We start from the raw sequence: 22,704 nt of genomic DNA on the forward strand, positions 1-22,704 counted from the left end.
GATTCCTGTCTTGGTGCCTGGACTCAGGCAACGCCGAGCGTAATGCGGGCGACCGCAAACACACTGACGATCGCGCCGAGCACGGCGATGAACTTCACCGTCGTCTGCAGCGCCAGGGCCAGCAGCGAATTGTGGATGTAGTCTTCCAGCACGACCTGCAGGCCGAGCTGGGCATGCCAGAACATCGCGACCAGGAAGCCGACCAGCAGCACCGCGTTCCACGGCTTGGACACCGCGTCGGTGGCGGTCACGTAATCGGCGCCGATCAGGCTCAGCACGAACACCAGGAACCAGATGGTCAGGCCGACCAGCGCGGTGGCGGTCAGGCGCTGCATCACGAAGTGTTCGGTGCCGGTCTTGGCGGCGCCCAGGCCACGCACGTTCTTCAGCGGGGTACGGTACTTGTTCATGCGGCCGCTCCCATGAAGACATAGGCCCAGATCAGGGCGGTGATCACCAGGCTGGCGAAGACCGAGACCCAGCTGCTGCGCACGAAGGCGGGAATGGAGAAGCCGATCGCGAAGTCCTGCACGATATGGCGGATGCCATTGCACAGGTGGTAGGCGAAGGACCAGGTCCAGGCGAACAGGAAGAGCTTGCCGTACCAGCTGCCGGCGTGGCCGGTGAAGCAGTTCCAGGATTCAGGACCCATCATCAGGGCGAGCAGGCCGCCGGCAATGATCAGGGCTCCAACAGACAGAAAGATGCCGGTCGCTCGATGCAGGATCGAGGTGGCCATCTGAATCTGCCAGCGATACACCTGAAGGTGCGGGGAAAGGGGACGTTCTCTGGCGGCCATTCGCTGGGCTCGTTATCTCGGCTGGGCGGCACAATGCCGCGTTGGCTCAATGCTGATCAAAAATCGATGCAGCGTCCGTTTTTTTCCCAATCTCCGTACCGCACCGGATCAAGTCCGCCGCGGCCGCCGATTTCCAAAGGCACTGCCGGCGTCTCGGGGAGCGGTTGCTCCTCCGGTACCAGCGTGCCTTCAGCTTCAGAATCTGGAGTGGGGGTTGTTTGGCCTATCATGGGTGTTCTCGCAACGCACAAATTTTAGACCCCGTTCACGTGCCTGACAACCTGCCCTCCGATTTCGCCGGCTTTTCGCGCCTCCCCGGTCACCAGCTGCTCAGCCTCAGCGGTGCCGATGCGGCCGCGTTCGCCCATGCCCAATTCTCAAGCGACGTCACCGCCCTGCCCCTGCGGCATTGGCAGTGGAGCGCCTGGCTGACGGCCAAGGGCCGCACCATTGCTGTGTTCCAGCTGTTGCGGCTGGAGGAGGAGCGCATCGTGCTGGTGCTCGCCGATGGCGACGCCGATGCGATTGCGTCGCAGTTGCAGCGTTTCGTGTTCCGCCGCAAGGTGCGGATCGAGCTGCGAAACGATCTGGCGGTGGTGGCGAGCTTCACCGCGCCGGAATCGGCCTCCGGGGCCGCGATTGCGCAACTTGCCGGCGAAAACCTCGAACTGGACCTGGGCAGCGATGCGCTTCCGCGCAGCCTGCGGATCGGTGCGGCCGATGCCGTGGCCGCTGCGGCCGACAGCGCGGATATCGCGCTGGCCTGGCGCCAGTCCGATCTGCGCTACGGCCTGCCGCGCCTGGATGCAGATCAGCGCGAGCAGTGGACGCCGCAGCAGCTCGGGCTGGACCGCCTGAACGGGTACAGCGTCAAGAAGGGCTGCTACCCGGGCCAGGAAATCGTGGCCCGCACCCATTTCCTCGGCAAGGCCAAGCGCGCCCTGCAGCTGCTGCGGGTCGTGGAGGGCACGACCAGCGGCACGCAGGTGCACCAGAACGCGACGGGGATCGGCACGGTGGCCTCGGTGGCCGGTGACCTGGCCCTGGCCGTGCTGCCGCTGGAGATCGCGCCGGAGCCGTTGACGGTCGGCGGGGTTGAAGCCGCCCACCTGCCGTTGCTGGACGGTCTGGCGCGGTAAGCATCGCGGTCACGACCAGCGGTCGTGACCTGCCGCCCGGGTAGGCGCCGACCGTTGGTCGGCGAACCCCGTCACCCGTCCGCCCCTTACGCGTCGTTCAAGCGCTCGCCGGTGTCTGCGTCGAAGAAGTGCAGACCCTGCGGCTGGATCGCCACCCGGATCGGCTCACCGACGGACGGCAACGCCTGCGGCGCCACGCGCATCACCAACGGCTGGCCGCCACTGGTCATGTTGACGAAGATCTCGTTGCCGACCGGCTCGATGCCGTCGATCATCGCTTCGAAGGCGGTCGCATCACCGGCAGCGGCAGGCTGCAGATGCTCCGGGCGCACGCCCACGGCAATCGCCTTGCCGACCCAGTCCTGCGCGATACGCGCCTGGCCCAGCGGCGCGGTCAGCGCCGTGTCCTGCACCGCAAACCCGTTCTCGGTGCGCTGCAGAGTGCCACGCAGCACGTTCATTGCCGGGCTGCCGAGGAAGCCGGCCACGAACAGGTTGGCCGGACGGTCATACAGCGCCATCGGCGTATCGATCTGCTGGATGACACCATCCTTGAGCACCACGATGCGCTGGCCCAGGGTCATGGCTTCGACCTGGTCATGCGTCACGTAGATCATGGTGGTGCCCAGCTTGCGGTGCAGCTGCGCGATTTCCGTGCGCACGCTGTGGCGCAGCTTGGCATCCAGGTTGGACAGCGGCTCATCGAGCAGGAACACCGCCGGCTCACGCACCAGGGCGCGACCCAGCGCAACGCGCTGACGCTGACCACCGGACATCGCCTTGGGCAGCTTGTCCAGCATGTCGGTCAGGCCCAGCGTTTCGGCCGCCTCGCTGACCCGCTTGCTGATCGTCGCCTTGTCGTGGCCGCGCAGCTTCAGGCCGAAGGCCAGGTTCTCGGCCACGGTCATGTGCGGGTACAGCGCGTAGCTCTGGAACACCATCGCGATGTCGCGATCCTTGGGCGCCACGTCGTTGACCACGCGGTCGCCGATCGTCAGCGTGCCGCCACTGATCTCTTCCAGGCCGGCGACCATGCGCAGCAGTGTGGACTTGCCACACCCCGACGGCCCCACCAGCACCATCAACTCACCATCGGCCACTTCGAAGGTTGCGCCCTGCACGGCCACCTGACCGTTGTCATAGACCTTGCGAACGCCCTGCAGCTGCACTTTTGCCATATCACCATTCCAGTCCGCCCGGTCTCCGGGCTGTTATGCGGAACTGCCTTCGGCCCTCCCGATGGCAGGTCGATGGCGTGGTGCCGCATGACGGCGACCACTGCAATCGAATACAGTCTGCGCATTCTGCCATGTAAACGTTTTCACGTGGCACTATCCGATGGTCGGCCGTGACCTGATTGCCGGGGAGGATGCGAAATCTCTCCCGACACCGCGTCGGCAGGCCATCATGTCGGGCAGACAAGCTACCCCGCCCGACCCCCGAGAACATAGACGAGAAGCGATTGACAACGATGTCACCCGGATCTGAAACTCGAGCGATGCACGACACCCTTTTCCTGTTTGGCGCCACAGGCGACCTGGCCCAGCGCTATCTGTTCCCCTCGCTGCTGCGATTGCTCGGCGACGGTCTGCTCCCCGAAGACTTCAAGGTCCGTGCGCTGGCATTGTCGCCGCACGACACCGAGGCCTTCCGCGAGATCCTGCGGCCGCGCCTGCAGCAGGCCATGCCGATGGCCAGCCAGGACGACATCCACTCGCTGCTGCAGCGCATCGACTACCGCTCGGTGGACCTGCGCAATCCCGAGTCCGTGGCCGAATCGGTGCATGACCTGGTCGACCGCCACTGCGTGAGCTACCTGGCGATTCCGCCGGGCCTGTACATCTCCACCTGCGAAGGCCTGGCCAAGGGCGGCGCACTGGCCGCACCGCACCGGCTGATGCTGGAAAAGCCGATCGGCAGCGACAGCGCCAGCGCCGAGGAGATCATCTCCACCATCGGCCAGTGGATCGACGAAGACCGCGTATTCCGCCTGGATCACTACCTGGGCAAGGCCGCGGTGCAGAACCTGATCGCGCTGCGCTTCGGCAACACGCTGCTCGAGGCGGTCTGGAACCGTAACTACATCGAGTCGGTGCACATCCTGGTCGCCGAGAGCGAGGGTGTGGATGGCCGTGACGCGTACTACGCCCGCTCCGGCGCACTGCGCGACATGGTCCAGAGCCACATCCTGCAGCTGCTGTGCCTGGTCGCGATGGAACCGCCAGCGTCGCTGGAAGCCGACCGCATCCGCGATGAAAAGGTCAAAGTGCTGCGCGCCCTGCGCCCGCTGGACGCCAAGCACGCCGCACGTGACAGCGTGCGCGGCCGCTATACCGCCGGCACCATCAACGGGCAGCCTGCGCAGGCCTACCAGCCGCCGGAAGGCAGCGACGTGGAAACCTTCGCCGGGGTCACCGCGCATATCGACAACTGGCGCTGGAGTGGTGTGCCGTTCCACCTGGTCACCGGCAAGCGCCTGGCCGAGCGCACCACGCGCGTGGTGGTCAACCTCAAGCCGGTCACGCATTGGCTGTTCGAACGTCCAGCCCGCGGCAACGCCACGCCGAACCGCATCACCTTCCAGCTGCAGCCACAGGAAAACATCGAGCTGGGCCTGATGAGCTCGTTGGCGGGCCCGGAATGGGGCGCGCTGGAACTGCACCCGCTGGAACTGGAACTGTCCGTACCCACCGGCCTGCATCGCCGCATCGCCTATGAACGCCTGTTCCTGGATGCCTTCAACGGCAACCATGCGCTGTTCGTGCGCGATGACGAAGTGCGCGCCGCATGGGCCTGGATCGACAGCGTCAGCGATGCCTGGAAAGCGGCCAGCCTGCCGCTGCAGCCCTACCCGGCTGGTGAATGGGGACCGCAGGAAGCGGCTGGCTTCCTGCCGGCCGATGTGGATGCCGAGGCTGGCCGTGGTGGCCAGGCATGACGCTGGTGTCCCAACCGGTCCTCGTGGCGGACATCGGCGGTACCAACGCACGCTTCGCGCTTGCCGATACCTCACTCGATGCCCCGCTGCAGCAGGACAGCATCCGCGAGTTCCGCGTCGCCGAGTTCCCCTCGCTGGGTGAAGCGGCACGCCATTACCTGGAAGAGATCGGCGCGCAGGCCAAACGCGGGGTGTTCGCCGTGGCCGGCCGCGTGGACGGCGACGAGGCGCGCATCACCAATCACCCCTGGGTGATTTCGCGCATGCGCACCGCGCACATGCTCGGCTTCGACGAACTGCACCTGATCAACGACTTCGCCGCCCAGGCGATGGCCATTTCGCTGCTGCAGCCGCAGGACGTGATCCAGGTCGGCGGCGCAGCGTGGGTGCCGGGCAAGCCCGGCCAGCCGCGCAACTATGCGGTGATCGGTCCGGGCACCGGGCTGGGCGTGGGCGGCTTGATCCTGCGCCACGGCCGCTGCTATCCGCTGGAAACCGAGGGTGGCCACGTCAGCTTCCCGCCGGGCACGCCGGAAGAGATCCGCATCCTGGAGATCCTCTCCGAGCAGTTCGGCCGTGTCTCCAATGAGCGCCTGATCTGTGGCCCCGGGCTGGTCAACATCCATCGCGCGGTGTGCGAGATGGCCGGCATCGACCCGGGCCAGCTGCAGCCGGTGGACGTCACCGCGCGTGCGCTGCATGGCGACCCGCAGGCGATGCGGACCGTGGATGTGTTCTGCGCGGTGTTCGGCGCGATCGCCGGTGACCTGGTGCTGATGCAGGGCGCCTGGGATGGCGTGTTCCTGACCGGCGGCCTGGTGCCGAAGATGCTGGATTCACTGCAGCACTCCGGCTTCCGCCAGCGCTTTGAACACAAGGGCCGCTTCTCTTCGATCATGTCCAAGGTGCCGTCACTGGCCGTGATGCACCCCAGCCCGGGCCTGCTCGGCGCGGCCGCGTATGCGGCGGATGTGGAACGCGATCTGCCGGGAGGCACTGCATGAATACCCTGGATACGTCCGATCGTTTCACCCTGATCCGCCATGGCGATGCCGATGGCTGGATCGAGGCCGTGGCCGCTGAAATGGCCGCCGAGCTCAACCGTGACATTGCCGAATTCGGCCGGGCGCGCATGCTGCTCTCCGGCGGCACCACGCCGGCGCCGATCTACCAGGCACTGGCCGAGCTGGACGTTCAATGGGACCGGGTGGAAGTGAGCCTGGTCGATGAGCGCTGGCTGTCACCGCAGGATCGCGACAGCAATGCCTGGCTGGTGCGGGAGAGTTTCCTCACCCGTGCCGAAGGCGCGCATTTCGATCCGCTGGTGCGGGTCGGCAAGCCGCTGCCCGAATGCGTCTACAGCGCCAACCTGCAGGCTCAGCACAGCCAGCGGCCGTGCCTGAGCGTGATTGGCATGGGCAACGACGGCCACACCGCCTCGCTGTTCCCGGGTTCGAAGGATCTGACCCGCGCATTGGAAAGCACCCTGCCCTACGCAGCGCTGGACGCCACCGGCTGCCCCGGTGCCAATCAATGGCCGCTGCGCATCACCCTCACCCCGCATGGCTTGAAGCAGAGCCGCCAGCGCCTGTTGCTGCTGCGTGGCAAGCAGAAGCTGGAAGTGCTCAAGCACGCGCTGGAAAGCAACAATCCGCAGCTGTATCCCATCCTCAATGCGATCGATCTCGACGGCGCGAAACTGCGCGTCCACTGGTGTGACTGAGTTGCCCCGGTGTTGTTCCGTTCGCCTTCTCATAGCCGGTAGCCAATGAGCCTGCATCCCAAACTCCATGCCATCACCGAGCGCATCGTCCAGCGCAGCGTCGCCTCCCGCGCCGCCTACCTGGCCGGTGTCGACGCGGCACTGCGCGACGGTCCGTTCCGTTCGCGCCTGAGCTGCGGCAACCTCGCCCACGGGTTCGCCGCGTGCGGCCCGACCGACAAGTCGCGCCTGCGCGGCGGCGTGACGCCCAACCTGGGCATCATCACCGCGTACAACGACATGCTCTCGGCGCATCAGCCGTTCGAGCACTACCCGGAGATCCTGCGCGAGACCGCGCGGGAACTCGGTGCGACCGCACAGGTAGCCGGTGGCGTGCCGGCGATGTGCGACGGCGTCACCCAGGGCCGCGGCGGCATGGAACTGTCGCTGTTCTCGCGTGATGTGATCGCCCAGTCGACCGCGATCGGCCTGAGCCATGACATGTTCGACGCCAGTGTCTACCTCGGCGTCTGCGACAAGATCGTGCCCGGCCTGCTGATCGGCGCGCTGGCCTTCGGTCACCTGCCGGCGATCTTCCTGCCGGCCGGCCCGATGACCCCGGGCATCCCGAACAAGCAGAAGGCCGAAGTGCGCGAGCGCTATGCGGCCGGCCAGGCGACCCGCGAGGAACTGCTGGAAGCCGAAGCCGCTTCGTACCATGGCGCCGGCACCTGCACCTTCTACGGCACCGCCAATTCCAACCAGACCCTGCTCGAGGCGATGGGCGTGCAGATGCCGGGCGCCTCGTTCGTCAATCCGGATACGCCGCTGCGCGATGCACTGACCCGCCACGCGGCAGTACGCGCACTGGAAATCAGTGCCCTGGGCGACGACTTCCGTCCGCTCGGCCGCCTGATCGACGAGCGCGCGATCGTCAACGCGGTGGTCACCCTGATGGCCACCGGCGGCTCGACCAACCACACCATCCACTGGATCGCAGTAGCGCGTGCGGCCGGCATCGTGCTGACCTGGGACGACATGGACCAGCTCTCGCAGCTGATCCCGTTGCTGGCCCGGGTCTATCCGAACGGCGAAGCCGACGTGAACCGCTTCGCCGCGGCCGGCGGCACCGCGTTCGTGTTCCGCGAGCTGATGGAGGCCGGCCTGATGCATGCCGACCTGCAGACCGTGGCCGAAGGCGGCATGCACCAGTACGGCCAAGAGCCGGCACTGCGCGACGGCAAGCTGACCTACATCGATGGCGTGCGCGAGAGTGCCGATCCGGATGTGGTGCGCGGCGTGGCCAATCCGTTCGAGTCGCAGGGCGGCCTGCGCCTGCTGCGCGGCAACCTCGGCCGTTCGCTGATCAAGCTGTCGGCGGTGAAGCCGGAGTTCCGCACGATCGAAGCACCGGCGGTGGTCGTCGATGCGCCGCAGGTGCTGAACAAGTTGCACGCCGCCGGTGTACTGCCGCACGATTTCGTGGCGGTGGTCCGTTACCAGGGCCCGCGCTCCAATGGCATGCCGGAGCTGCATTCGCTGGCGCCGCTGCTGGGCCTGCTGCAGAACCAGGGCCGTCGCGTGGCGCTGGTCACCGATGGTCGTCTGTCAGGTGCGTCGGGCAAGTTCCCGGCGGCGATCCATATGACGCCGGAAGCCTCGCGTGGCGGTCCGCTGGCACGGGTGCGCGAGGGCGACATCATCCGTCTGGATGGTGAGGCCGGCACGCTGGAGCTGTTGGTGGATGCGGCGGAATTCGCGGCACGTGAGCCGGCGCCGAACACCGCGCCGGCGGCGCATGATCTGGGCCGCAATCTGTTCGCGATGAGCCGCCGCCTGGTGGGTCCGGCCGATCAGGGGGCGATGTCGATTTCGTGCGGGCCGGCGGCCGATGACGGCAGCATCTGGAATTACGATGCGGAATATGAGCTTGGGCACGATGCGGCGGCTGCGGATGCGCCGCATGAGGGTAAGGACGCGTGAGCTGACGCAAAAGCGGCGGCCGGGTGTTCTGGTTGAGGCAGCGGGACGGCCCCAACCAGGACGCGCCGTGAACCCATCCATGGGGGCTCGTTAAGCGGCATCCATGCCGCTTGACGGTCCTGGTTGGGGCCATCCCGCTGCCTCCCGACACATTTCGGCGCCTCGTTTGCGCTGCTGACATTGATGAAAAGAAGGATTGGAAACGCATGAGCATCGCCGAACATCAGAAACGCGCTGAAACCCTGTTGAAGGCTGCCGGCATTCTGCCGGTGGTGACCGTGCATACGCTGGATCAGGCCCGTGCGGTCAGTGCGGCGTTGTTGGAGGGCGGGCTGCCGGCGATCGAGCTGACGCTGCGTACGCCGGTGGCGATGGACGCGCTCGCCATGCTCAAGCGCGAGCTGCCGGACGTGGTGGTGGGTGCGGGCACGGTGTTGACCGTGGCGCAGATGCAGCAGTCGATCGATGCGGGTGCGGATTTCCTGGTCACGCCGGGTACGCCGGCGCATATGGCCGATGCGTTGGCGCAGGCGCCGCTGCCAGTGGTGCCGGGCGCGGCCTCGCCGACGGAAATGCTGGCGCTGTATGCGCGCGGCTTCCGGGTCTGCAAGTTGTTCCCGGCCTCGGCCGTGGGCGGGCTGGCGATGATCAAGGGTCTGGCCGGTCCGATTCCGGACCTGAAACTGTGCCCGACTGGCGGCATCACCGAAGACACGGCAGCCGAGTATCTGGAGCAGAAGAACGTGGTCTGCATCGGCGGTTCGTGGATGGTGCCGGGCGGTTGGATCGAGCGCGGCGAGTGGGACAAGGTGCGCGAGAGTGCGGCCCAGGCCGCGAAGATCGTGGCGCGGGTGCGCGCGCACTGAACGAAAACGCCCGGGCATGCCCGGGCGTTTTTTTGTCGGCCATCTCGTGCGCGGATTACATCGGGCGTGCCGGATTCACCAGGCCATACTGGCTGGCCATGCGCGCCAGCGCGATGTTGTCGTTGATGCCCATCTTCTCGAACAGGCGGGCCTTGTGCGTGTTGACGGTTTTCGCACTCAGGCTCAGGCGCTTGGCGATGTCTTCCTGGCGCAGGCCCTGGGTGAGCAGCAGCGCCACTTCCAGTTCGCGTGGGGACAGGGTGTCGAATGGCGAATGGTTGCCTTCCACGTTCGACAACGCCAGGTTCTGCGCGATGCTGTTGCCCAGGTAACGGCGGCCGAGTGCGGCATCACGCACCGCGCGCAGCAGTTCCTGTGCATCGCAGGCCTTGCCGATGTAACCGGACGCGCCGGCTTCGAGCAGGCGCTTGGGCATCGGGCCATCTTCAAGCACGGAGACGATCACCACGCGGGTGCCGTGATCGCCACGGACCACGCGCTCGGTGACTTCCATGCCACTCACGCCCGGCAGGTGCAGATCGCACAGCACGACGTCGGGCCGCAGGCGGCGGATATCCGGCAGCGCATCTTCACCGCTCTCCGCCTCACCGACTACCTCGATGTCGGTCTCGTTGGAGAGGATCATCTTCATGCCCGTACGCACCAGAGCATGATCGTCCACCAGATACACTCGAATCGTCATCCGCCAACCTCGTCAAACACTGTGAACGGGGGCAAGCCTAGCCGCGGGATGTGTCGATCACAAGGAACCGGGTTCCCCATCATCGCGTTCTGGTCCGCGCATCACAGACATGCTGTCCTGCCCCTCCCCCTGCGCCTCTCATCCTAGCCTGTTCCAAAGGGACAGCCTATCGATGCGGCCGGCCTTCATGCCGTTTTCGGCCAGTTTACCGCCGTAATGCCCTCAGTGGCGGTGCCGCCACGGATGCCGGCGGCGGAACATGACCAGGAAGCACCCTACCACCCACACCAGGGCAGCACACCAGCCGGCCAGGATGTCGGAGGGGTAATGCACCCCCAGGTACATGCGCGAGACGCTCACCAGGACCGCAAAGGTAAGCGCGGCAAGGGCCACCGGCCAGCGCCAGCGGGTGTTCCAGGCCAACAGCATCAGCGTGACGGCCAAGGTCATCGAGCCCATGGCGTGGCCGCTGGGGAAGCTGAAGGTGCTCTCCGGGGCGATGGACTCCCACAGGCTGGGCCGGTCGCGCTGGAAGAAGCGCTTGCTGCCCAGGTTCAACAGGGCCGAGCCGGCAAAGCAGATCGCGACGAAACTGGCCTCGCGCCAGCGTCTGCGCCAGGCAAGCAGGCCCACGATCAGCACGTCGGCCGGAATCAGGAACCACTCGTAGCCCAGCTTGGACAGCAGCACGAAGAAGCGGTCCAGGCCCGGCGAATGCAGCGCGTGCAGCTTCCACAACAACAGGTCGTCGAAGTAGATCGCCTCCAGCTCGTGCACTTCATCGGCCAGGGCCACGAAGCCGGCCAACGGCAGCAACACGCCCACAAACAGCAGCACGAAGCGCCATGCGTTGCGGCCCATCCAGTGGCGGACGCCGGCGGCCGGCTCCGGCGCGGCCAGCACCGCCGGCTTATCCAACGCGTCGGACATAGGTGCGTTCGACGTACTCATCGATCAGCGTGACGAAGTCCTGGGCAATGTTCTCGCCGCGCAGGGTGACCGTCTTCTCGCCATCCACGAACACCGGCGCGGCCGGCGTTTCACCCGTGCCCGGCAGCGAGATGCCGATGTTGGCATGGCGCGATTCGCCCGGCCCGTTGACGATGCAGCCCATGACCGCCAGGGTCATGTTCTCCGCACCCGGGTGGCTCACCTTCCAGACCGGCATTTTCTCGCGCACGTGGTTCTGCACGACCTTGGCCAGCTCCTGGAAGAACTCCGAGGTGGTCCGGCCGCAGCCGGGGCAGGCCGTGACCAGTGGGGTGAAAGCCCGCTGCCCGGTGGTCTGCAGCAGCTCCTGCGCAACGATCACTTCGGCCGTGCGCGACTGGCCCGGTTCGGGGGTCAGCGAAATACGGATGGTGTCGCCGATACCCTCCTGCAGCAGCACCGCCAGCGCCGCCGAGGAGGCGACGATGCCCTTGCTGCCGATGCCGGCTTCGGTCAGGCCCAGGTGGAGGGCGAAATCCGAGCGCTGGGCCAGGTCGCGGTACACCGCGATCAGCTCCTGCACGCCACTGACCTTGGCCGACAGCACGATGCGGTCGCGCGGCAGGCCCAGCTCCACGGCGGTCTCCGCCGAATCCAGCGCCGAGCGGATCAGCGCTTCACGCAGTACCCGACCGGCATCCCAGGGCTGCGCGAGCTTGCTGTTCTCGTCCATCAGGCGCGCGGCCAGGGACTGGTCCAGCGAGCCCCAGTTGGCGCCGATGCGGACCGGCTTGTTGTAGCGGATCGCAAACTCGATCAGCTGCGCGAACTGGGTGTCTTTCTTCTTGCCGAAGCCGACGTTGCCCGGATTGATCCGGTACTTGGCCAGGGCCTCGGCGCAGGCCGGTTCCTGGGTCAGCAGCTGATGGCCGTTGTAATGGAAGTCGCCGATCAGGGGGACATCAATCCCCATCATCTGCAGCTTTTCCACGATCCGCGGGATGGCCGCGGCCGACTCAGGATTGTTGACGGTCAACCGCACCATCTCCGAGCCCGCACGCCACAGTTCAGCGACCTGCTTCACGCTGGAGGCGACATCGGCGGTGTCGGTGTTGGTCATGGACTGCACCACCACGGGATGGCCCCCACCCACGACCACGCCGCCGATACGGACGGGCTGGGTCTGGCGGCGGGCCCACACGGCGGAGTCGGCGGGTTGGGTCGGTCGGGTCACGGCGTCATGCATCCGCCTATTTTAGCGCGCCCAGCGTGCGGGTAGGTGTCCACCGTTGCTTGGCACTCATGTTCAGTGCCGCCCTCGCACCGCCCACCCCGGATGCGGCCTATTGTCGCAGGCAGCTCCTGCCCGGAGCGCATACGATGTGCGGACATGACCGGTACCGACGCCCCCTTTCTCCGCACCCTGTGCAGCCTGCGCTGGCTGGCCGTGGCCGGCCAGGCCGCTACCATCCTGGTCGCTACCTGGGTGCTGGGCCTGGCGCTGCCACAGCTGCCGCTCTGGGCTGGCGTCGCTGCGCTGACCCTGTTCAACCTGTACGCGCAGCTGCGCGTGCAGGACCCGGACACCGCCCCGGTGACGGCCTTCGGCCACATCCTGGTGGATGTCATCGTGTTGACCTGGATGGTCGGCTGGAGTGGTGGCATCGCCAATCCGTTCGGCTCGCTGTTCCTGATCCTGATCGCACTGGCCGCGCTCGCCCTGCCCCTGCGCTGGACCCTCGCCGTGGCGGCCGCCTGCCTGATCGGCTATGCGGCAAGCGGCGTGTTCGGCCTGCCGCTGCCGAGCGGCTATTTCACCGGCGCGCAGATGCAGCAGTGGGGCGTGGTCTGCAACTTCCTGCTGTCGGCCACGGTGGTGCTCGTGTTCGCAACGCGGCTGGCGATCGCCCTGCGCCAGCGCGAACACGAGCTGGCCATGCTGCGCGAACGCTTCGTGCGCAACGAGGGCATCGTCGCGCTGGCCACCCACGCCGCCTCGGTGGCGCATGAACTCAATACCCCACTGGCGACCATGACCCTGCTCGCCGACGATATCGCCGACCAGACTGAAAGCAGCGAGGTCCGCGATGACGTGGAAACCCTGCGCGAGCTGCTGGTGCAGTGCCGGGAGCGCGTGCTCGCCCTCGCCCGCCCGGCCGCCGGCGACGCCCCCGGCCGCGATCCGGTGACGTTGCCGCAGGTGCTGGAACAATGGCGGCTGGTGCGTCCGACCATCGCGCTGAAGCGCAATGAGGACGCCCCGCTCACCCTGCCGCTGGACCCGGGTATCGGGCACCTGCTGATGGTGCTGCTCAACAATGCCGCCGACGCCGGCGAGAAAGCCGACCGCCCACAGGTGGATCTGTCGCTGCGTATCGAAGGCGATGACCTGATCGGCGAAGTGCGCGATTACGGCCACGGCTTCGATGCCCGCCAGGCGGTACTGCCCGGCACCTTGTTCAACAGTGGCAAGACCGACGGCATGGGCGTGGGCCTGGCCCTGTCCCACGCCACCATCGAACGCTTGGACGGCGAGCTGTGGATGCGCCCGGCCAATGGCGCCGGCACGCGCGTCGGCTTCCGCCTGCCCTTGTCCCCACGGGAGACTTCCGCATGACCGCTTTCACCCCCACGCCCGGCCAGGCCAGCCATGGCCTGCTGGTCGACGACGACGAACTGTACCTGCGCACGCTGCAGCGCAGCCTGGCCCGCAAAGGGTTGGAAACCGTCACCGCCAGCGACACCGCATCAGCCCTGCTGCTGGCCCGGCAGCAGCCGCCGGCCTACGCGCTGATCGACCTCAAGCTCGGTACCGAATCCGGCCTTGCGCTGATCCAGCCGCTGCGCGCCCTGCGCGAAGACATGCGGATCCTGCTGGTGACCGGCTATGCCAGCATCGCCACTGCGGTGGAAGCGATCAAGCTTGGCGCCGATGACTACCTGCCCAAGCCGGCCACGGTGCCGATGATCCTGCGCGCGCTCGGCGAGGAAGACGATGGCCCGGCCGATGATGGTGACATGGAGCCACCGGATGCGATGACTCCGATCAGCAGGCTGCAGTGGGAACACATCCAGCAGGCGATGCATGAGACCGGCGGCAACGTGTCCGCCGCGGCGCGGCTGCTCGGCATGCACCGCCGCTCGCTGCAGCGCAAGCTGGCCAAGCGGCCCAGCCCGGAGCGTGATCCAAGCCGGTGAAGCATCATTCGCACCACACGGCATGAGACAGAAACGGCGACCCGAAGGTCGCCGTTTTGGTTTGCCGCATGCAGGTGATCGCGGTTACCAGAACACCGTGTACAACGCGATCAGAATCGCGATCACCGCCGCACCGCCGATGTTGAAACTCATCGGCGTGGCGTAGCGCACGTCATCGGTACGGATCAGATCCTGCCCGGTGCGCGCCGGCTTCCACAGCGAGATCAGCACGGCCAGCACCAGCGCCAGCAGGAACACCAGGCCGACACGGTCGATGAACGGCAGCGACGGCCATGCCAGCTTCAGCGCGATCGACAAGGCGAACGAGCCGATCGCCGCCGCCAGTGCACCGGCTTCGCTGGCCTTCTTCCAGAACAGGCCCAGCAGGAAGATCACCGTGATGCCCGGGGTGAAGAAGCCGGTGAATTCCTGGATGTACTGGAAGCCCTGGTCGAAGCTGCCCAGCAAGGGACGCGCCGTGACGATCGCCACCAGCACCGCCACCGTCGCCGCGATGCGGCCCACGCGCACCAGCGTGGTCTGACTGCTCTGCGGGCGTGCCTTGGCGTAGAAATCCAGGGTGAAGATGGTCGCCACCGAATTGATCTTCGACGCCAGCGACGCCACGATCGCGGCCACCAGCGCGGCGAAGACGAGGCCGAGGATGCCGCTGGGCAACAGGCTCATCATCGCCGGGTAGGCACGGTCCGGCTTGCCCAGATCCGGCGCCAGCACCACCGCCGCGATGCCCGGCACCACGACCACCAGCGGCACCAACAGCTTCAGGAAGGCCGCGAACAGCACACCCTTCTGCGCTTCGCCGATGTCCTTGGCCGCCAGCGCGCGCTGGATGATGTACTGGTTGAAGCCCCAGTAGCTCAGATTCATGATCCACAGCCCGCCGATCAGCACGCTCAGACCCGGCAGGTCTTTGTAGAACGGGTTGTCCGGGTGCAGGATCATCTGGAAGTGCTCCGGATGCTGATCCCACAGTTTCTGGAAGCCGCCGAGGATGCCGGCCTCGCCCCCCACCGCATTGAGGGTCAGCGCGGTCACCAGCAGACCCCCGAGGATCAGCAGCGAGACCTGCACGATGTCCGTCAGCGCCACTGCCTTCAGCCCACCGTACAACTGGTAGAGCAGCGCGAACACGCCGATCAGCACCAGCGCCAGCATCTGGTCCATGCCGGTGACCTCGGTCACCGCGATCGAGCCCAGCCACAGGATCGAGGTCAGGTTGACGAAGACATACAGCCCCAACCAGAACACCGCCATCAGCGTGCGGATGCGGTTGCCGTACCGCTGCTGCAGGAATTGCGGCATCGTGTAGATGCCGTTGCGCAGGAAGATCGGCAGGAAGTACTTGCCGACGATCAGCAGGGTGAGCGCGGCCATCCATTCGTAGGACGCGATGGCCAGGCCGATCGCATAGCCGGAGCCGGACATGCCGATGATCTGCTCGGCCGAGATGTTGGCCGCGATCAGCGAGGCACCGATGGCCCACCACGGCAGCGAGCGCCCGGCCAGGAAATAGTCTTCGGCACTTTTGCTGTGCCCGGCCTTCTCGCGCGAGACCCATTGCGCCAGCACGAAGATGCCGGCCAGGTACACCAGCACGATTGCCACATCGAGTGTTGCCAATCCCACGTCATGCTCCTTATGCAACATTGCACCGTCCCGCGCGCCGGCAAACGCAGCGCGCGGTGGCGATCAGCCCCTGCCGCGGCGGCAGGAGCCCGTGTGGCTCATCGGGTCGCGCAGGCGACCACGGTCTTGGCGTCGTTGCCGGTGCCCAGCGCGATCCGCGACACCGACAGGTCCAGCGCGTTGGAAGACTCCAGCACCGGCAGGCGCTCGACCTTCGACAGGTCCGCGCCGGCCGTGGCGAAACACTTCAACGGCACGCCGATCGTCTGCCATTCGCCCTCGGCGATGCCGCCCAGCGTGGGGGCCAGATCGACCCTGCCTTCGCAGCCCTGGCCGCAGCCGATCGCCAGCCCCACCGGCCCGGCGATCGCGCCGCTCCGGCGCACGGTCAGCAGCAGCTGCACATCGCCATTGCTTTCGCGGGTGAGGTCCAGCGGCCGCGTGGACAGCAGCGCCATGTTCGCCTTGCCACTGCCCGACCACTGCAGGCGACGCGCATCTTCCTGCGCCTTGTGATCGATCGCGGACACCTTGAGGCTGGCGTCGCTGAGCACGGCCGGGAACGTCACTGCCGGCAGTTCCGACTGCTTGACCCCGCTCAGGCGCATGGCCAGACCGGCGGTCGGCTTGCCTTTGTTGAAGTACACACCGGCATCGCCCTGCTCACCGGTGATGCCCGAGACCTCCGGCAGTGCGGCGAGGTTGCCGTTGTCGGCATAGTGCAGGCCGAAGCCGAAGGCGAACTGCGGGTCGTAGTCCTTCTGGCCGACGTTGTTCTGGTACTGCACGGCGGTGCGCGGCCAGGAGAAGCTGAGCGTTCCCTTGAAGTCGTGCTGCACGCTGCCGTCGGGCCTGCGCAGCAGCACATCGGCGATGCCTGCCCCTTCCGAGCCCGGCAGCCATGCTGCAACGAAGGCATCGGACGCATTGATCTCGCGGTTCACCCACAGCGGGCGGCCGCTGAGGAACACCGTGACCACCTTGATGCCCTCGCTCCTGAGCCGCTTGATCAACTGCAGATCGCTGTCATCGCCCGGCTTGTAGGCCAGCGTGGCGATGTCGCCCTGGAACTCGGCGTACGGGTTCTCGCCCACCACCACCACCGCGACATCCGGCTTGGTGCGGTACCTGCCGTCGATCGCCAGCTCGGCACTGCCACCGGCGGCGGTGACCTGCTGCTTCAGCCCATCCCAGATGCTGTCCGCATTCGGGTAATCGGAACGCTTGGTGCCGGTGCCCTGCCAATTGAGCGTCCAGCCACCGGACTGCTTGCCCAGATCATCGGCACCGTCACCGGCGACCAGCACGCGCTGCTTCGGCGCCAGCGGCAGGACGCCGTCCTGGTTCTTCAGCAGCACCAGCGATTCGCGTACCGCCTGGCGCGCGATCGCGCGATGTTCGGGCGCGCCGAGCAGCTCGAACTTGCCACCCAGCGGGCGCGTGGACGGCTTGCCGGCCTCGAACAGGCCCAGCCGCAGCTTGACCCGCAGGATGCGACGCACCGCTTCATCCAGGCGCGCCATGCTGATCACGCCAGACTTCACCGCAGCGACATTGCTCTCATAGATGCCCTTCCAGCTGTCGGGCGCCATCAGCATGTCCACGCCGGCATTGAACGAGGCCGGGCAGTTGTCGTTGGTGCAGCCGGCCACTTTGCCGTGGCCGTTCCAGTCGCCGACCACGAAGCCGCCGAAGTGCATGCGCCCCTTCAACACGTCGGTCAGCATCGGCTTGTGGCCGTGCATGGAGACGCCATTGAAGCTGTTGAACGAGGCCATCACGGTCTGCGCACCGGCCTGGATGGCGGGCGGATACCCGGCGGCGTGCACGTCGCGCATCACCGCTTCGCTGACCTGGGTGTCACCCTGGTCCTTGCCGTGCGTGGTGCCACCGTCGCCGGCGTAATGCTTGACCGAGGCGATCACGTGATGGCCATCGAGGAAGCCCGGCTGGCCCGGCACGCCCTGCAGGCCTTCCACGACCTTGCCGGCGAAGCTGGCCACCACCTCCGGCGCTTCAGAATAGCCTTCGTAGGTGCGGCCCCAGCGATCATCCTGCGGCACCGCCACGGTGGGTGCGAAGGTCCACTCCATGCCGGTGGTACGCGTTTCGACCGCGGTGACCTGGCCGATCTGGCGCATCAGGTCGGGATTGCGGGTCGCGCCCAGACCGATGTTGTGCGGGAACAGCGTGGCGCCGACGATGTTGCTCTGGCCGTGCACCGCATCGATACCGAAGATGATCGGGATGCCGGGGCCGCCGCTGGCGGGATCCATCGAGGCCGCGTAGTAGGCATCGGCAAGCTTCAGCCACGCCGAGGGCGGCGCATCGTACTTGCCATCCGGATCCGAGTTGCCGCCGGCCAGCACCGAGCCGATGTGATACCGGCGCACGTCATCGGGGGTCATGCTGGCGATGTCGCCCTGCACGGTCTGCCCGACTTTCTGCTCCACGCTCATGCCCGCCATCAGCGCATCGATGCGCTTCTCCAGCGCCGGGTCGTCGGCCAGCGGCCAGGTCAGTTCCGGCCAGTCCTGCGGGTGGATGGCGTTGGCATCGGCCTCAGCAGCCGGCGCCGGAGCCTGCGCGGTCGTGGCCGGCGTGTCGCCGCCGCAGCCGGCCAGCAGCAACACCGTGGCCGAGGTGGCCAGCGCAAGGGCGTGGCGGATCGACCGCCGGTTGGAACGAAGCGAAAGCAACGGCATGTACCCTCCCAGGTATTGCACAGGCAGCAGACGGATGGCACGACTCCCCGCGCCATGACGGCCTACCTTTGGCGTTGCGGGCCACGCTGTCAATCCACCGCGCGGCTATGCCGTCGGCGCAGGCTGGTATGGGATTGGGCTATAGCCAAAACCGATGGCCCACCCTGCAATCACGGCGGTTTACGGCATACCTGGGCCGAGTGGCACGGCAATCCGTGTTGCGCTGCAGTATCCCCTGCCGCGTGTACTGCGCAGAACGCGATGCGATCCGGCGGCCACAACGCAGAACCGCCGGACAGGCCGGCGGTTCGTGATGGCACGGCATGAGCCGATGCTCAGCCCTTGAGCCGGCCCAGCAGTTCCAGAGTCACCGGATCGGTGATGGCATGCGCCTGGCCCTGCAGCGCGGGCAGCAACTGGCTGGCCAGCTGCTTGCCCAGCTCCACGCCGAACTGGTCGAAGGCGTTGATGTTCCAGATCAGCGACTGCACGTACACGGCGTGTTCGTACATGGCGATCAGCGCGCCGAGCGACTGCGGGGTCAGCGCATCGAGCAGGATCAGGGTGCTCGGACGGCCACCGGGATACTCGCGATGGGGATCCTCGCTGCCCTGGCCATTGGCCAGCGCCTCGGTCTGCGCCAGCAGGTTGGCCATCAGCGCCTGGTGGTTGACCACGTAGGGATCATCGTTGTGCACGCAGCCGATGAAATCGGCCGGGATCACGCTGGTGCCCTGGTGCAGCGCCTGGAAGAAGCTGTGCTGCACGTCCGTGCCCGCCCCACCCCACCACACCGGTACGGTGTCACTGGCGACCGGACTGCCATCGAGCTGCACGCGCTTGCCCAGGCTTTCCATCACCAGCTGCTGCAGGTAGGCCGGCAGCAGCGCCAGGCGCTGGTCATAGGTCATCACCGCATGCGTGGCATGGCCGAGCAGGTTGCGGTTCCAGATATCGGTCAGTGCATGCAGCACCGGCAGGTTCTGCGCCAGCGGTGCGGTCAGGGCGTGTTCGTCCATCTGCGCCGCGCCCTCGAGCAGCTGCTCGAAACGCGTGAAGCCGATCGCCAACGCGATCGGGAAACCGACTGCCGACCACAGCGAGTAGCGCCCGCCCACCCAGTCCCACATCGGCAGCACGCGGCCGGCGGCGATCGAGAAGGCCTTGGCCGCACGCTCCGGGTTGGCACTGACCGCATACAGGCGCTCGCTGCCGCCCAACCAGTCGTGCAGGATCTGCCCGTTGAGCAGGGTTTCCTGGGTGCCGAAGGTCTTGGAGATCAGGATGCCGGCCGTGGTCGCCGGGTCCAGCGTGGCGAGCGTGCGCTGCATCGCGGCACCGTCCACGTTCGACACGAAATGCACACGGAAGCGCGCCCCGGAGACCGGACGCAGCGCATCGGCGACCAGCCGCGGACCCAGGTCCGACCCGCCGATGCCGACGCTGACGATATCGGTGATGTTGGTTGCTTCCAGCGCGGCGATCAGCTCGCCCATCTGCTGGCGCACCTGCGCGGCGGTGGCGAAGGCCTCACCGGCCACCGGCGCGCCGCTGGCATCGCCGCGCAGCGCGGTGTGCAGCGCCGCACGGCCTTCGGTCACATTGACCGTTTCACCACGGAACAACCGCTGGAAACCGCCGGCGACATCGCGCTCGGCAGCCAGCTGCAGCAGTGCGTCCAACGCCGCGCGGTCGTACTTCTGCCGCGCGAAATTGACGTACAACGGACCGACCCGCAGCCCCAGCGATTGTGCGCGGCCCGGTTCGGCGGCGATCAACGAAGGGATGCTCGCGCCACGCAGGCGCTGGGCATGGGAATGAAGCGGGTCGAATCCGTTGTGCTGTGTCATGCGGCCTGTGTCGGGATCGTGTCGTTGGTGTGGGAGATCTGGTTCTTGCCGTCCACATATACCAACTTCGGCTTGAAGCTGTCAGCTTCTTCTTCGCTCATGCTGGCGAAGGCGGCGATGATGATGATGTCGCCGACCTGCACGTGACGCGCGGCGCCACCGTTGAGCGAGACCACGCCGCTGCCGGCTTCGGCGCGGATGGCATAGGTCGAGAAACGCGCACCGTTGGTGACGTCCCAGATGTGCACCTGTTCGAACTCACGAATGCCGGTCGCAGCCAGCAGGTTGTCATCGATGGCGATGGAACCTTCGTAGTTCAGCTCGGAATGCGTGACGGTGGCGCGGTGGATCTTGGTCTTCAGCAGGGACAGATGCATGGCAACGGGACAACGGTAAAGGAAAGGGAAATTCTAGCACCCGGGGGGCGGACGGCAGCGGCTGGCGCGCGCGCCCATGCCGGGGGCTGCCGGCGGTTCAGCATCGTCACGACCCCACCCGGCCCGGCGTAGAGCCACCCCATGGGTGGCTGCACGTCCGGCATCGCCCAGCAGCCACCCACGGGGCGGCCCTACCCGGCGGGGCGCAGCCCTCAGAACTCCAGGTTGTCGATCAACCGGGTGTTGCCGATCCGTGCGGCGATCAGCGCCACGCGGGTGCCGTCATTGGCATCGGCCGGCTCGGACAGGTCCGGCAGGCGGACCACGGCGTAGTCCACCTGGAAGCCGGCGGCCTGCAGCGCTGCGGCCGCTTCGGCCTCGATCAGGCTGCGGGTCTTGCCGGCGATGAAGCCTTCTCGCATGCCCAGCAGCACCTGGTGGATGGTGGTCGAGACGCTGCGCTGCTCGGCGTTGAGGTACTGGTTGCGCGAGCTCATCGCCAGGCCGTCGTCTTCGCGCACGATGTCGCCGCCGACGATCTGGATCGGGAAGGCCAGGTCTTCCACCATCTGGCGGATCACCGCCAGCTGCTGGAAGTCCTTCTTGCCAAAGGCCGCCACGTCCGGCTGGACCTGGTTGAACAGGCGCGACACCACGGTGCAGACCCCATCGAAATGGCCCGGGCGGTGCGCGCCTTCGAGCAGACCGCTGATGCCCGGCACGTTGACGCTGGCCGCCAGCGCCACGCCGAACGGGTACATCGATTCAACGGTAGGCAGCCACAGCACATCACAGCCGGCCTGCTCCAGCCCGGTGGTGTCGGCTTCCGGCGTGCGCGGGTAACGGGTGAAATCTTCATTCGGGCCGAACTGGGTCGGATTGACGAAGACGCTGGAGACCACGCGGTCGGCGTACTGCCGCGCCAGCGTAACCAGCGAGTAGTGCCCGGCGTGCAGGTTGCCCATGGTCGGGACCAGCGCGACGCGCAGCCCCTCCCGCTTCCAGCCATTGACGACGGCGCGCAGGCGGGACAGTTCGGTGACGGTATCGATCATGAGGCGTAGGCGTGTTCTGCGTCGGGGAAGGAGCCGTCGCGCACGGCGTCGGCGTAGGCACGGACCGCACCGGCAACCGACCCGCCGTCGGCAAGGAAATCCTTGACGAACTTGGGACGGCGATGGCCGCTGTCCAGACCGAGGAAATCATGCAGCACCAGCACCTGGCCATCGCACTGCGGGCCGGCACCGATGCCGATGGTGGGCACGCTGATGTCCGCGGTGACCTGGGCAGCCACCGGCGTGGGCACGCATTCGAGCACGACCAGGCTGGCGCCGGCGGCGACCGCGGCCTTGGCGTCATCGCGCAGCTGCTGGGCGGCATCGCCACGGCCCTGCACGCGATAACCGCCCAGGCGGAGCACCGACTGCGGGGTCAGGCCCAGGTGCGAGCAGACCGGAATCTCGCGCTCGACCAGGTAACGGATGATGTCCAGCTTGAAGCCGGCACCTTCGATCTTGACCATCTCGGCACCGGCCTGGAGCAGCCGCAGCGAGGCATCCAGTGCGCGCTCCGGGGTGGCATCGGCGCCGAACGGCAGATCGGCCACCAGCAGCGCACGCTCCAGCACCCGGGCCACGGCGCGGGTGTGATAGACCATGTCGTCGGTGGTCACCGGCAGGGTCGAGTCGTGTCCCTGCACCACCATGCCCAGCGAGTCGCCGATCAGGATCAGGTCCACGCCGTTGGCATCGAAGCTGCGGGCGAACCCGGCATCGTAGGCGGTCAACATCACCAGCTTCTGCCCCGTGCGCTTGGCCTCCGCCAATGCGGGGACGGTCCAGGGCTTGCTGTCTGCGTGGGTACTCAT

General features: G+C 66.9%; 21 protein-coding genes. 8 read left to right on the plus strand and 13 right to left on the minus strand.

The window, feature by feature from the left end; translation table 11 throughout:
* Positions 1-23 precede the first annotated feature (23 nt).
* From sdhD to K4043_RS17230, 3 genes are read right to left on the minus strand one after another with little or no spacing between them, the layout of a single operon-like run.
* A complete protein-coding gene (gene sdhD, locus K4043_RS17220; protein ID WP_123728966.1) occupies positions 24-410 on the minus strand; it encodes a succinate dehydrogenase, hydrophobic membrane anchor protein in 387 nt (128 codons plus the stop codon).
* Entirely contained in the window at positions 407-799 is a 393-nt protein-coding gene (sdhC, locus tag K4043_RS17225; protein WP_046273608.1) for a succinate dehydrogenase, cytochrome b556 subunit, read from the minus strand. The genes sdhD and sdhC overlap by 4 nt, the downstream gene beginning before the upstream one ends.
* 56 nt (positions 800-855) lie before the next feature.
* Entirely contained in the window at positions 856-1,029 is a 174-nt protein-coding gene (locus K4043_RS17230) for a DUF1674 domain-containing protein (RefSeq protein ID WP_080341549.1), read from the minus strand.
* A gap of 39 nt (positions 1,030-1,068) precedes the next feature.
* Here K4043_RS17230 and K4043_RS17235 point away from each other — a divergent pair, with 39 nt between their 5' ends.
* The gene (locus K4043_RS17235) at positions 1,069-1,938 is read left to right on the plus strand and encodes a folate-binding protein (RefSeq protein ID WP_265310056.1); all 870 of its coding nucleotides are present in this window, start codon (positions 1,069-1,071) and stop codon (positions 1,936-1,938) included.
* 86 nt (positions 1,939-2,024) lie between these two features.
* Here K4043_RS17235 and ugpC read toward each other — a convergent pair whose 3' ends face one another.
* Complete coding sequence (ugpC, locus tag K4043_RS17240) at positions 2,025-3,116, minus strand: sn-glycerol-3-phosphate ABC transporter ATP-binding protein UgpC (RefSeq protein ID WP_265310057.1); 1,092 nt, start codon at positions 3,114-3,116, stop codon at positions 2,025-2,027.
* Positions 3,117-3,436: 320 nt separating this feature from the next.
* Between ugpC and zwf the strand changes: the two genes are divergently transcribed.
* From zwf to K4043_RS17265, 5 genes are all read left to right on the plus strand, one after another.
* Positions 3,437-4,876, plus strand: a complete 1,440-nt coding sequence (gene zwf / locus K4043_RS17245; protein WP_123728963.1) for a glucose-6-phosphate dehydrogenase — start codon at positions 3,437-3,439, stop codon at positions 4,874-4,876.
* The gene (glk, locus tag K4043_RS17250; RefSeq protein WP_123728962.1) at positions 4,873-5,880 is read left to right on the plus strand and encodes a glucokinase; all 1,008 of its coding nucleotides are present in this window, start codon (positions 4,873-4,875) and stop codon (positions 5,878-5,880) included. Before zwf ends, glk begins: the two co-directional genes overlap by 4 nt.
* On the plus strand, positions 5,877-6,599 hold the full coding sequence (pgl, locus tag K4043_RS17255; RefSeq protein WP_123728961.1) for a 6-phosphogluconolactonase: 723 nt from the start codon (positions 5,877-5,879) through the stop codon (positions 6,597-6,599). Before glk ends, pgl begins: the two co-directional genes overlap by 4 nt.
* 45 nt (positions 6,600-6,644) lie before the next feature.
* Positions 6,645-8,561 carry a phosphogluconate dehydratase gene (edd, locus tag K4043_RS17260; RefSeq protein WP_152151556.1) on the plus strand — a complete coding sequence of 639 codons (1,917 nt, stop codon included), beginning with the start codon at positions 6,645-6,647 and terminating at the stop codon, positions 8,559-8,561.
* Between the two features lie 206 nt (positions 8,562-8,767).
* Positions 8,768-9,427 (plus strand): bifunctional 4-hydroxy-2-oxoglutarate aldolase/2-dehydro-3-deoxy-phosphogluconate aldolase, encoded by a 660-nt coding sequence (locus K4043_RS17265; protein WP_123728959.1) that lies wholly within the window; start codon positions 8,768-8,770, stop codon positions 9,425-9,427.
* A 55-nt stretch (positions 9,428-9,482) separates the two neighbouring features.
* Here K4043_RS17265 and K4043_RS17270 read toward each other — a convergent pair whose 3' ends face one another.
* The 3 genes from K4043_RS17270 to ispG all read right to left on the minus strand — a co-directional run bounded on the left by K4043_RS17270 (position 9,483) and on the right by ispG (position 12,306).
* On the minus strand, positions 9,483-10,130 hold the full coding sequence (locus tag K4043_RS17270) for a response regulator (protein ID WP_123728958.1): 648 nt from the start codon (positions 10,128-10,130) through the stop codon (positions 9,483-9,485).
* A gap of 222 nt (positions 10,131-10,352) precedes the next feature.
* The gene (locus K4043_RS17275) at positions 10,353-11,060 is read right to left on the minus strand and encodes a phosphatase PAP2 family protein (RefSeq protein WP_123728957.1); all 708 of its coding nucleotides are present in this window, start codon (positions 11,058-11,060) and stop codon (positions 10,353-10,355) included.
* Positions 11,041-12,306 (minus strand): flavodoxin-dependent (E)-4-hydroxy-3-methylbut-2-enyl-diphosphate synthase, encoded by a 1,266-nt coding sequence (ispG, locus tag K4043_RS17280; protein ID WP_123728956.1) that lies wholly within the window; start codon positions 12,304-12,306, stop codon positions 11,041-11,043. Before ispG ends, K4043_RS17275 begins: the two co-directional genes overlap by 20 nt.
* A gap of 144 nt (positions 12,307-12,450) precedes the next feature.
* On the opposite strand from ispG, the gene K4043_RS17285 reads away from it, so the two are divergent.
* Together K4043_RS17285 and K4043_RS17290 are read left to right on the plus strand one after the other, a co-directional pair.
* Positions 12,451-13,677, plus strand: a complete 1,227-nt coding sequence (locus K4043_RS17285; protein ID WP_265310058.1) for an ATP-binding protein — start codon at positions 12,451-12,453, stop codon at positions 13,675-13,677.
* Positions 13,674-14,258 carry a response regulator transcription factor gene (locus K4043_RS17290; RefSeq protein ID WP_123728954.1) on the plus strand — a complete coding sequence of 195 codons (585 nt, stop codon included), beginning with the start codon at positions 13,674-13,676 and terminating at the stop codon, positions 14,256-14,258. The genes K4043_RS17285 and K4043_RS17290 overlap by 4 nt, the downstream gene beginning before the upstream one ends.
* Positions 14,259-14,342: 84 nt before the next feature.
* Here the strand turns inward: K4043_RS17290 and K4043_RS17295 are convergent, their stop codons facing one another.
* The 6 genes from K4043_RS17295 to panB all read right to left on the minus strand — a co-directional run bounded on the left by K4043_RS17295 (position 14,343) and on the right by panB (position 22,704).
* Positions 14,343-15,905, minus strand: a complete 1,563-nt coding sequence (locus K4043_RS17295) for a sodium/sugar symporter (RefSeq protein ID WP_265310059.1) — start codon at positions 15,903-15,905, stop codon at positions 14,343-14,345.
* A 98-nt stretch (positions 15,906-16,003) separates the two neighbouring features.
* On the minus strand, positions 16,004-18,610 hold the full coding sequence (locus K4043_RS17300) for an exo 1,3/1,4-beta-D-glucan glucohydrolase (protein ID WP_265310060.1): 2,607 nt from the start codon (positions 18,608-18,610) through the stop codon (positions 16,004-16,006).
* A 335-nt stretch (positions 18,611-18,945) separates the two neighbouring features.
* Entirely contained in the window at positions 18,946-20,460 is a 1,515-nt protein-coding gene (pgi, locus tag K4043_RS17305) for a glucose-6-phosphate isomerase (protein WP_265310061.1), read from the minus strand.
* Entirely contained in the window at positions 20,457-20,837 is a 381-nt protein-coding gene (gene panD / locus K4043_RS17310; protein WP_019183273.1) for an aspartate 1-decarboxylase, read from the minus strand. Before panD ends, pgi begins: the two co-directional genes overlap by 4 nt.
* 212 nt (positions 20,838-21,049) lie before the next feature.
* Positions 21,050-21,892: a pantoate--beta-alanine ligase gene (panC, locus tag K4043_RS17315; protein WP_265310062.1), complete on the minus strand. Its 843-nt coding sequence runs from the start codon at positions 21,890-21,892 to the stop codon at positions 21,050-21,052.
* Complete coding sequence (gene panB, locus K4043_RS17320; protein WP_123728949.1) at positions 21,889-22,704, minus strand: 3-methyl-2-oxobutanoate hydroxymethyltransferase; 816 nt, start codon at positions 22,702-22,704, stop codon at positions 21,889-21,891. Before panB ends, panC begins: the two co-directional genes overlap by 4 nt.

The organism is Stenotrophomonas sp. SRS1, from assembly GCF_026130205.1.
GTDB lineage: Bacteria > Pseudomonadota > Gammaproteobacteria > Xanthomonadales > Xanthomonadaceae > Stenotrophomonas > Stenotrophomonas rhizophila_B.

Coding starts and splice junctions, on each gene's coding strand:
- K4043_RS17230 (WP_080341549.1), bottom strand. CDS start 1,029: ATGATAGGCCAAACAACCCCCACTCCAGATTCTGAAGCTGAAGGCACG.
- pgi (WP_265310061.1), bottom strand. CDS start 20,460: ATGACACAGCACAACGGATTCGACCCGCTTCATTCCCATGCCCAGCGC.
- K4043_RS17300 (WP_265310060.1), bottom strand. CDS start 18,610: ATGCCGTTGCTTTCGCTTCGTTCCAACCGGCGGTCGATCCGCCACGCC.
- K4043_RS17285 (WP_265310058.1), top strand. CDS start 12,451: ATGACCGGTACCGACGCCCCCTTTCTCCGCACCCTGTGCAGCCTGCGC.
- K4043_RS17275 (WP_123728957.1), bottom strand. CDS start 11,060: ATGTCCGACGCGTTGGATAAGCCGGCGGTGCTGGCCGCGCCGGAGCCG.
- panC (WP_265310062.1), bottom strand. CDS start 21,892: ATGATCGATACCGTCACCGAACTGTCCCGCCTGCGCGCCGTCGTCAAT.
- edd (WP_152151556.1), top strand. CDS start 6,645: ATGAGCCTGCATCCCAAACTCCATGCCATCACCGAGCGCATCGTCCAG.
- K4043_RS17265 (WP_123728959.1), top strand. CDS start 8,768: ATGAGCATCGCCGAACATCAGAAACGCGCTGAAACCCTGTTGAAGGCT.
- ugpC (WP_265310057.1), bottom strand. CDS start 3,116: ATGGCAAAAGTGCAGCTGCAGGGCGTTCGCAAGGTCTATGACAACGGT.
- ispG (WP_123728956.1), bottom strand. CDS start 12,306: ATGCATGACGCCGTGACCCGACCGACCCAACCCGCCGACTCCGCCGTG.
- K4043_RS17290 (WP_123728954.1), top strand. CDS start 13,674: ATGACCGCTTTCACCCCCACGCCCGGCCAGGCCAGCCATGGCCTGCTG.
- panB (WP_123728949.1), bottom strand. CDS start 22,704: ATGAGTACCCACGCAGACAGCAAGCCCTGGACCGTCCCCGCATTGGCG.
- K4043_RS17270 (WP_123728958.1), bottom strand. CDS start 10,130: ATGACGATTCGAGTGTATCTGGTGGACGATCATGCTCTGGTGCGTACG.
- sdhC (WP_046273608.1), bottom strand. CDS start 799: ATGGCCGCCAGAGAACGTCCCCTTTCCCCGCACCTTCAGGTGTATCGC.
- pgl (WP_123728961.1), top strand. CDS start 5,877: ATGAATACCCTGGATACGTCCGATCGTTTCACCCTGATCCGCCATGGC.
- glk (WP_123728962.1), top strand. CDS start 4,873: ATGACGCTGGTGTCCCAACCGGTCCTCGTGGCGGACATCGGCGGTACC.
- zwf (WP_123728963.1), top strand. CDS start 3,437: ATGCACGACACCCTTTTCCTGTTTGGCGCCACAGGCGACCTGGCCCAG.
- sdhD (WP_123728966.1), bottom strand. CDS start 410: ATGAACAAGTACCGTACCCCGCTGAAGAACGTGCGTGGCCTGGGCGCC.
- panD (WP_019183273.1), bottom strand. CDS start 20,837: ATGCATCTGTCCCTGCTGAAGACCAAGATCCACCGCGCCACCGTCACG.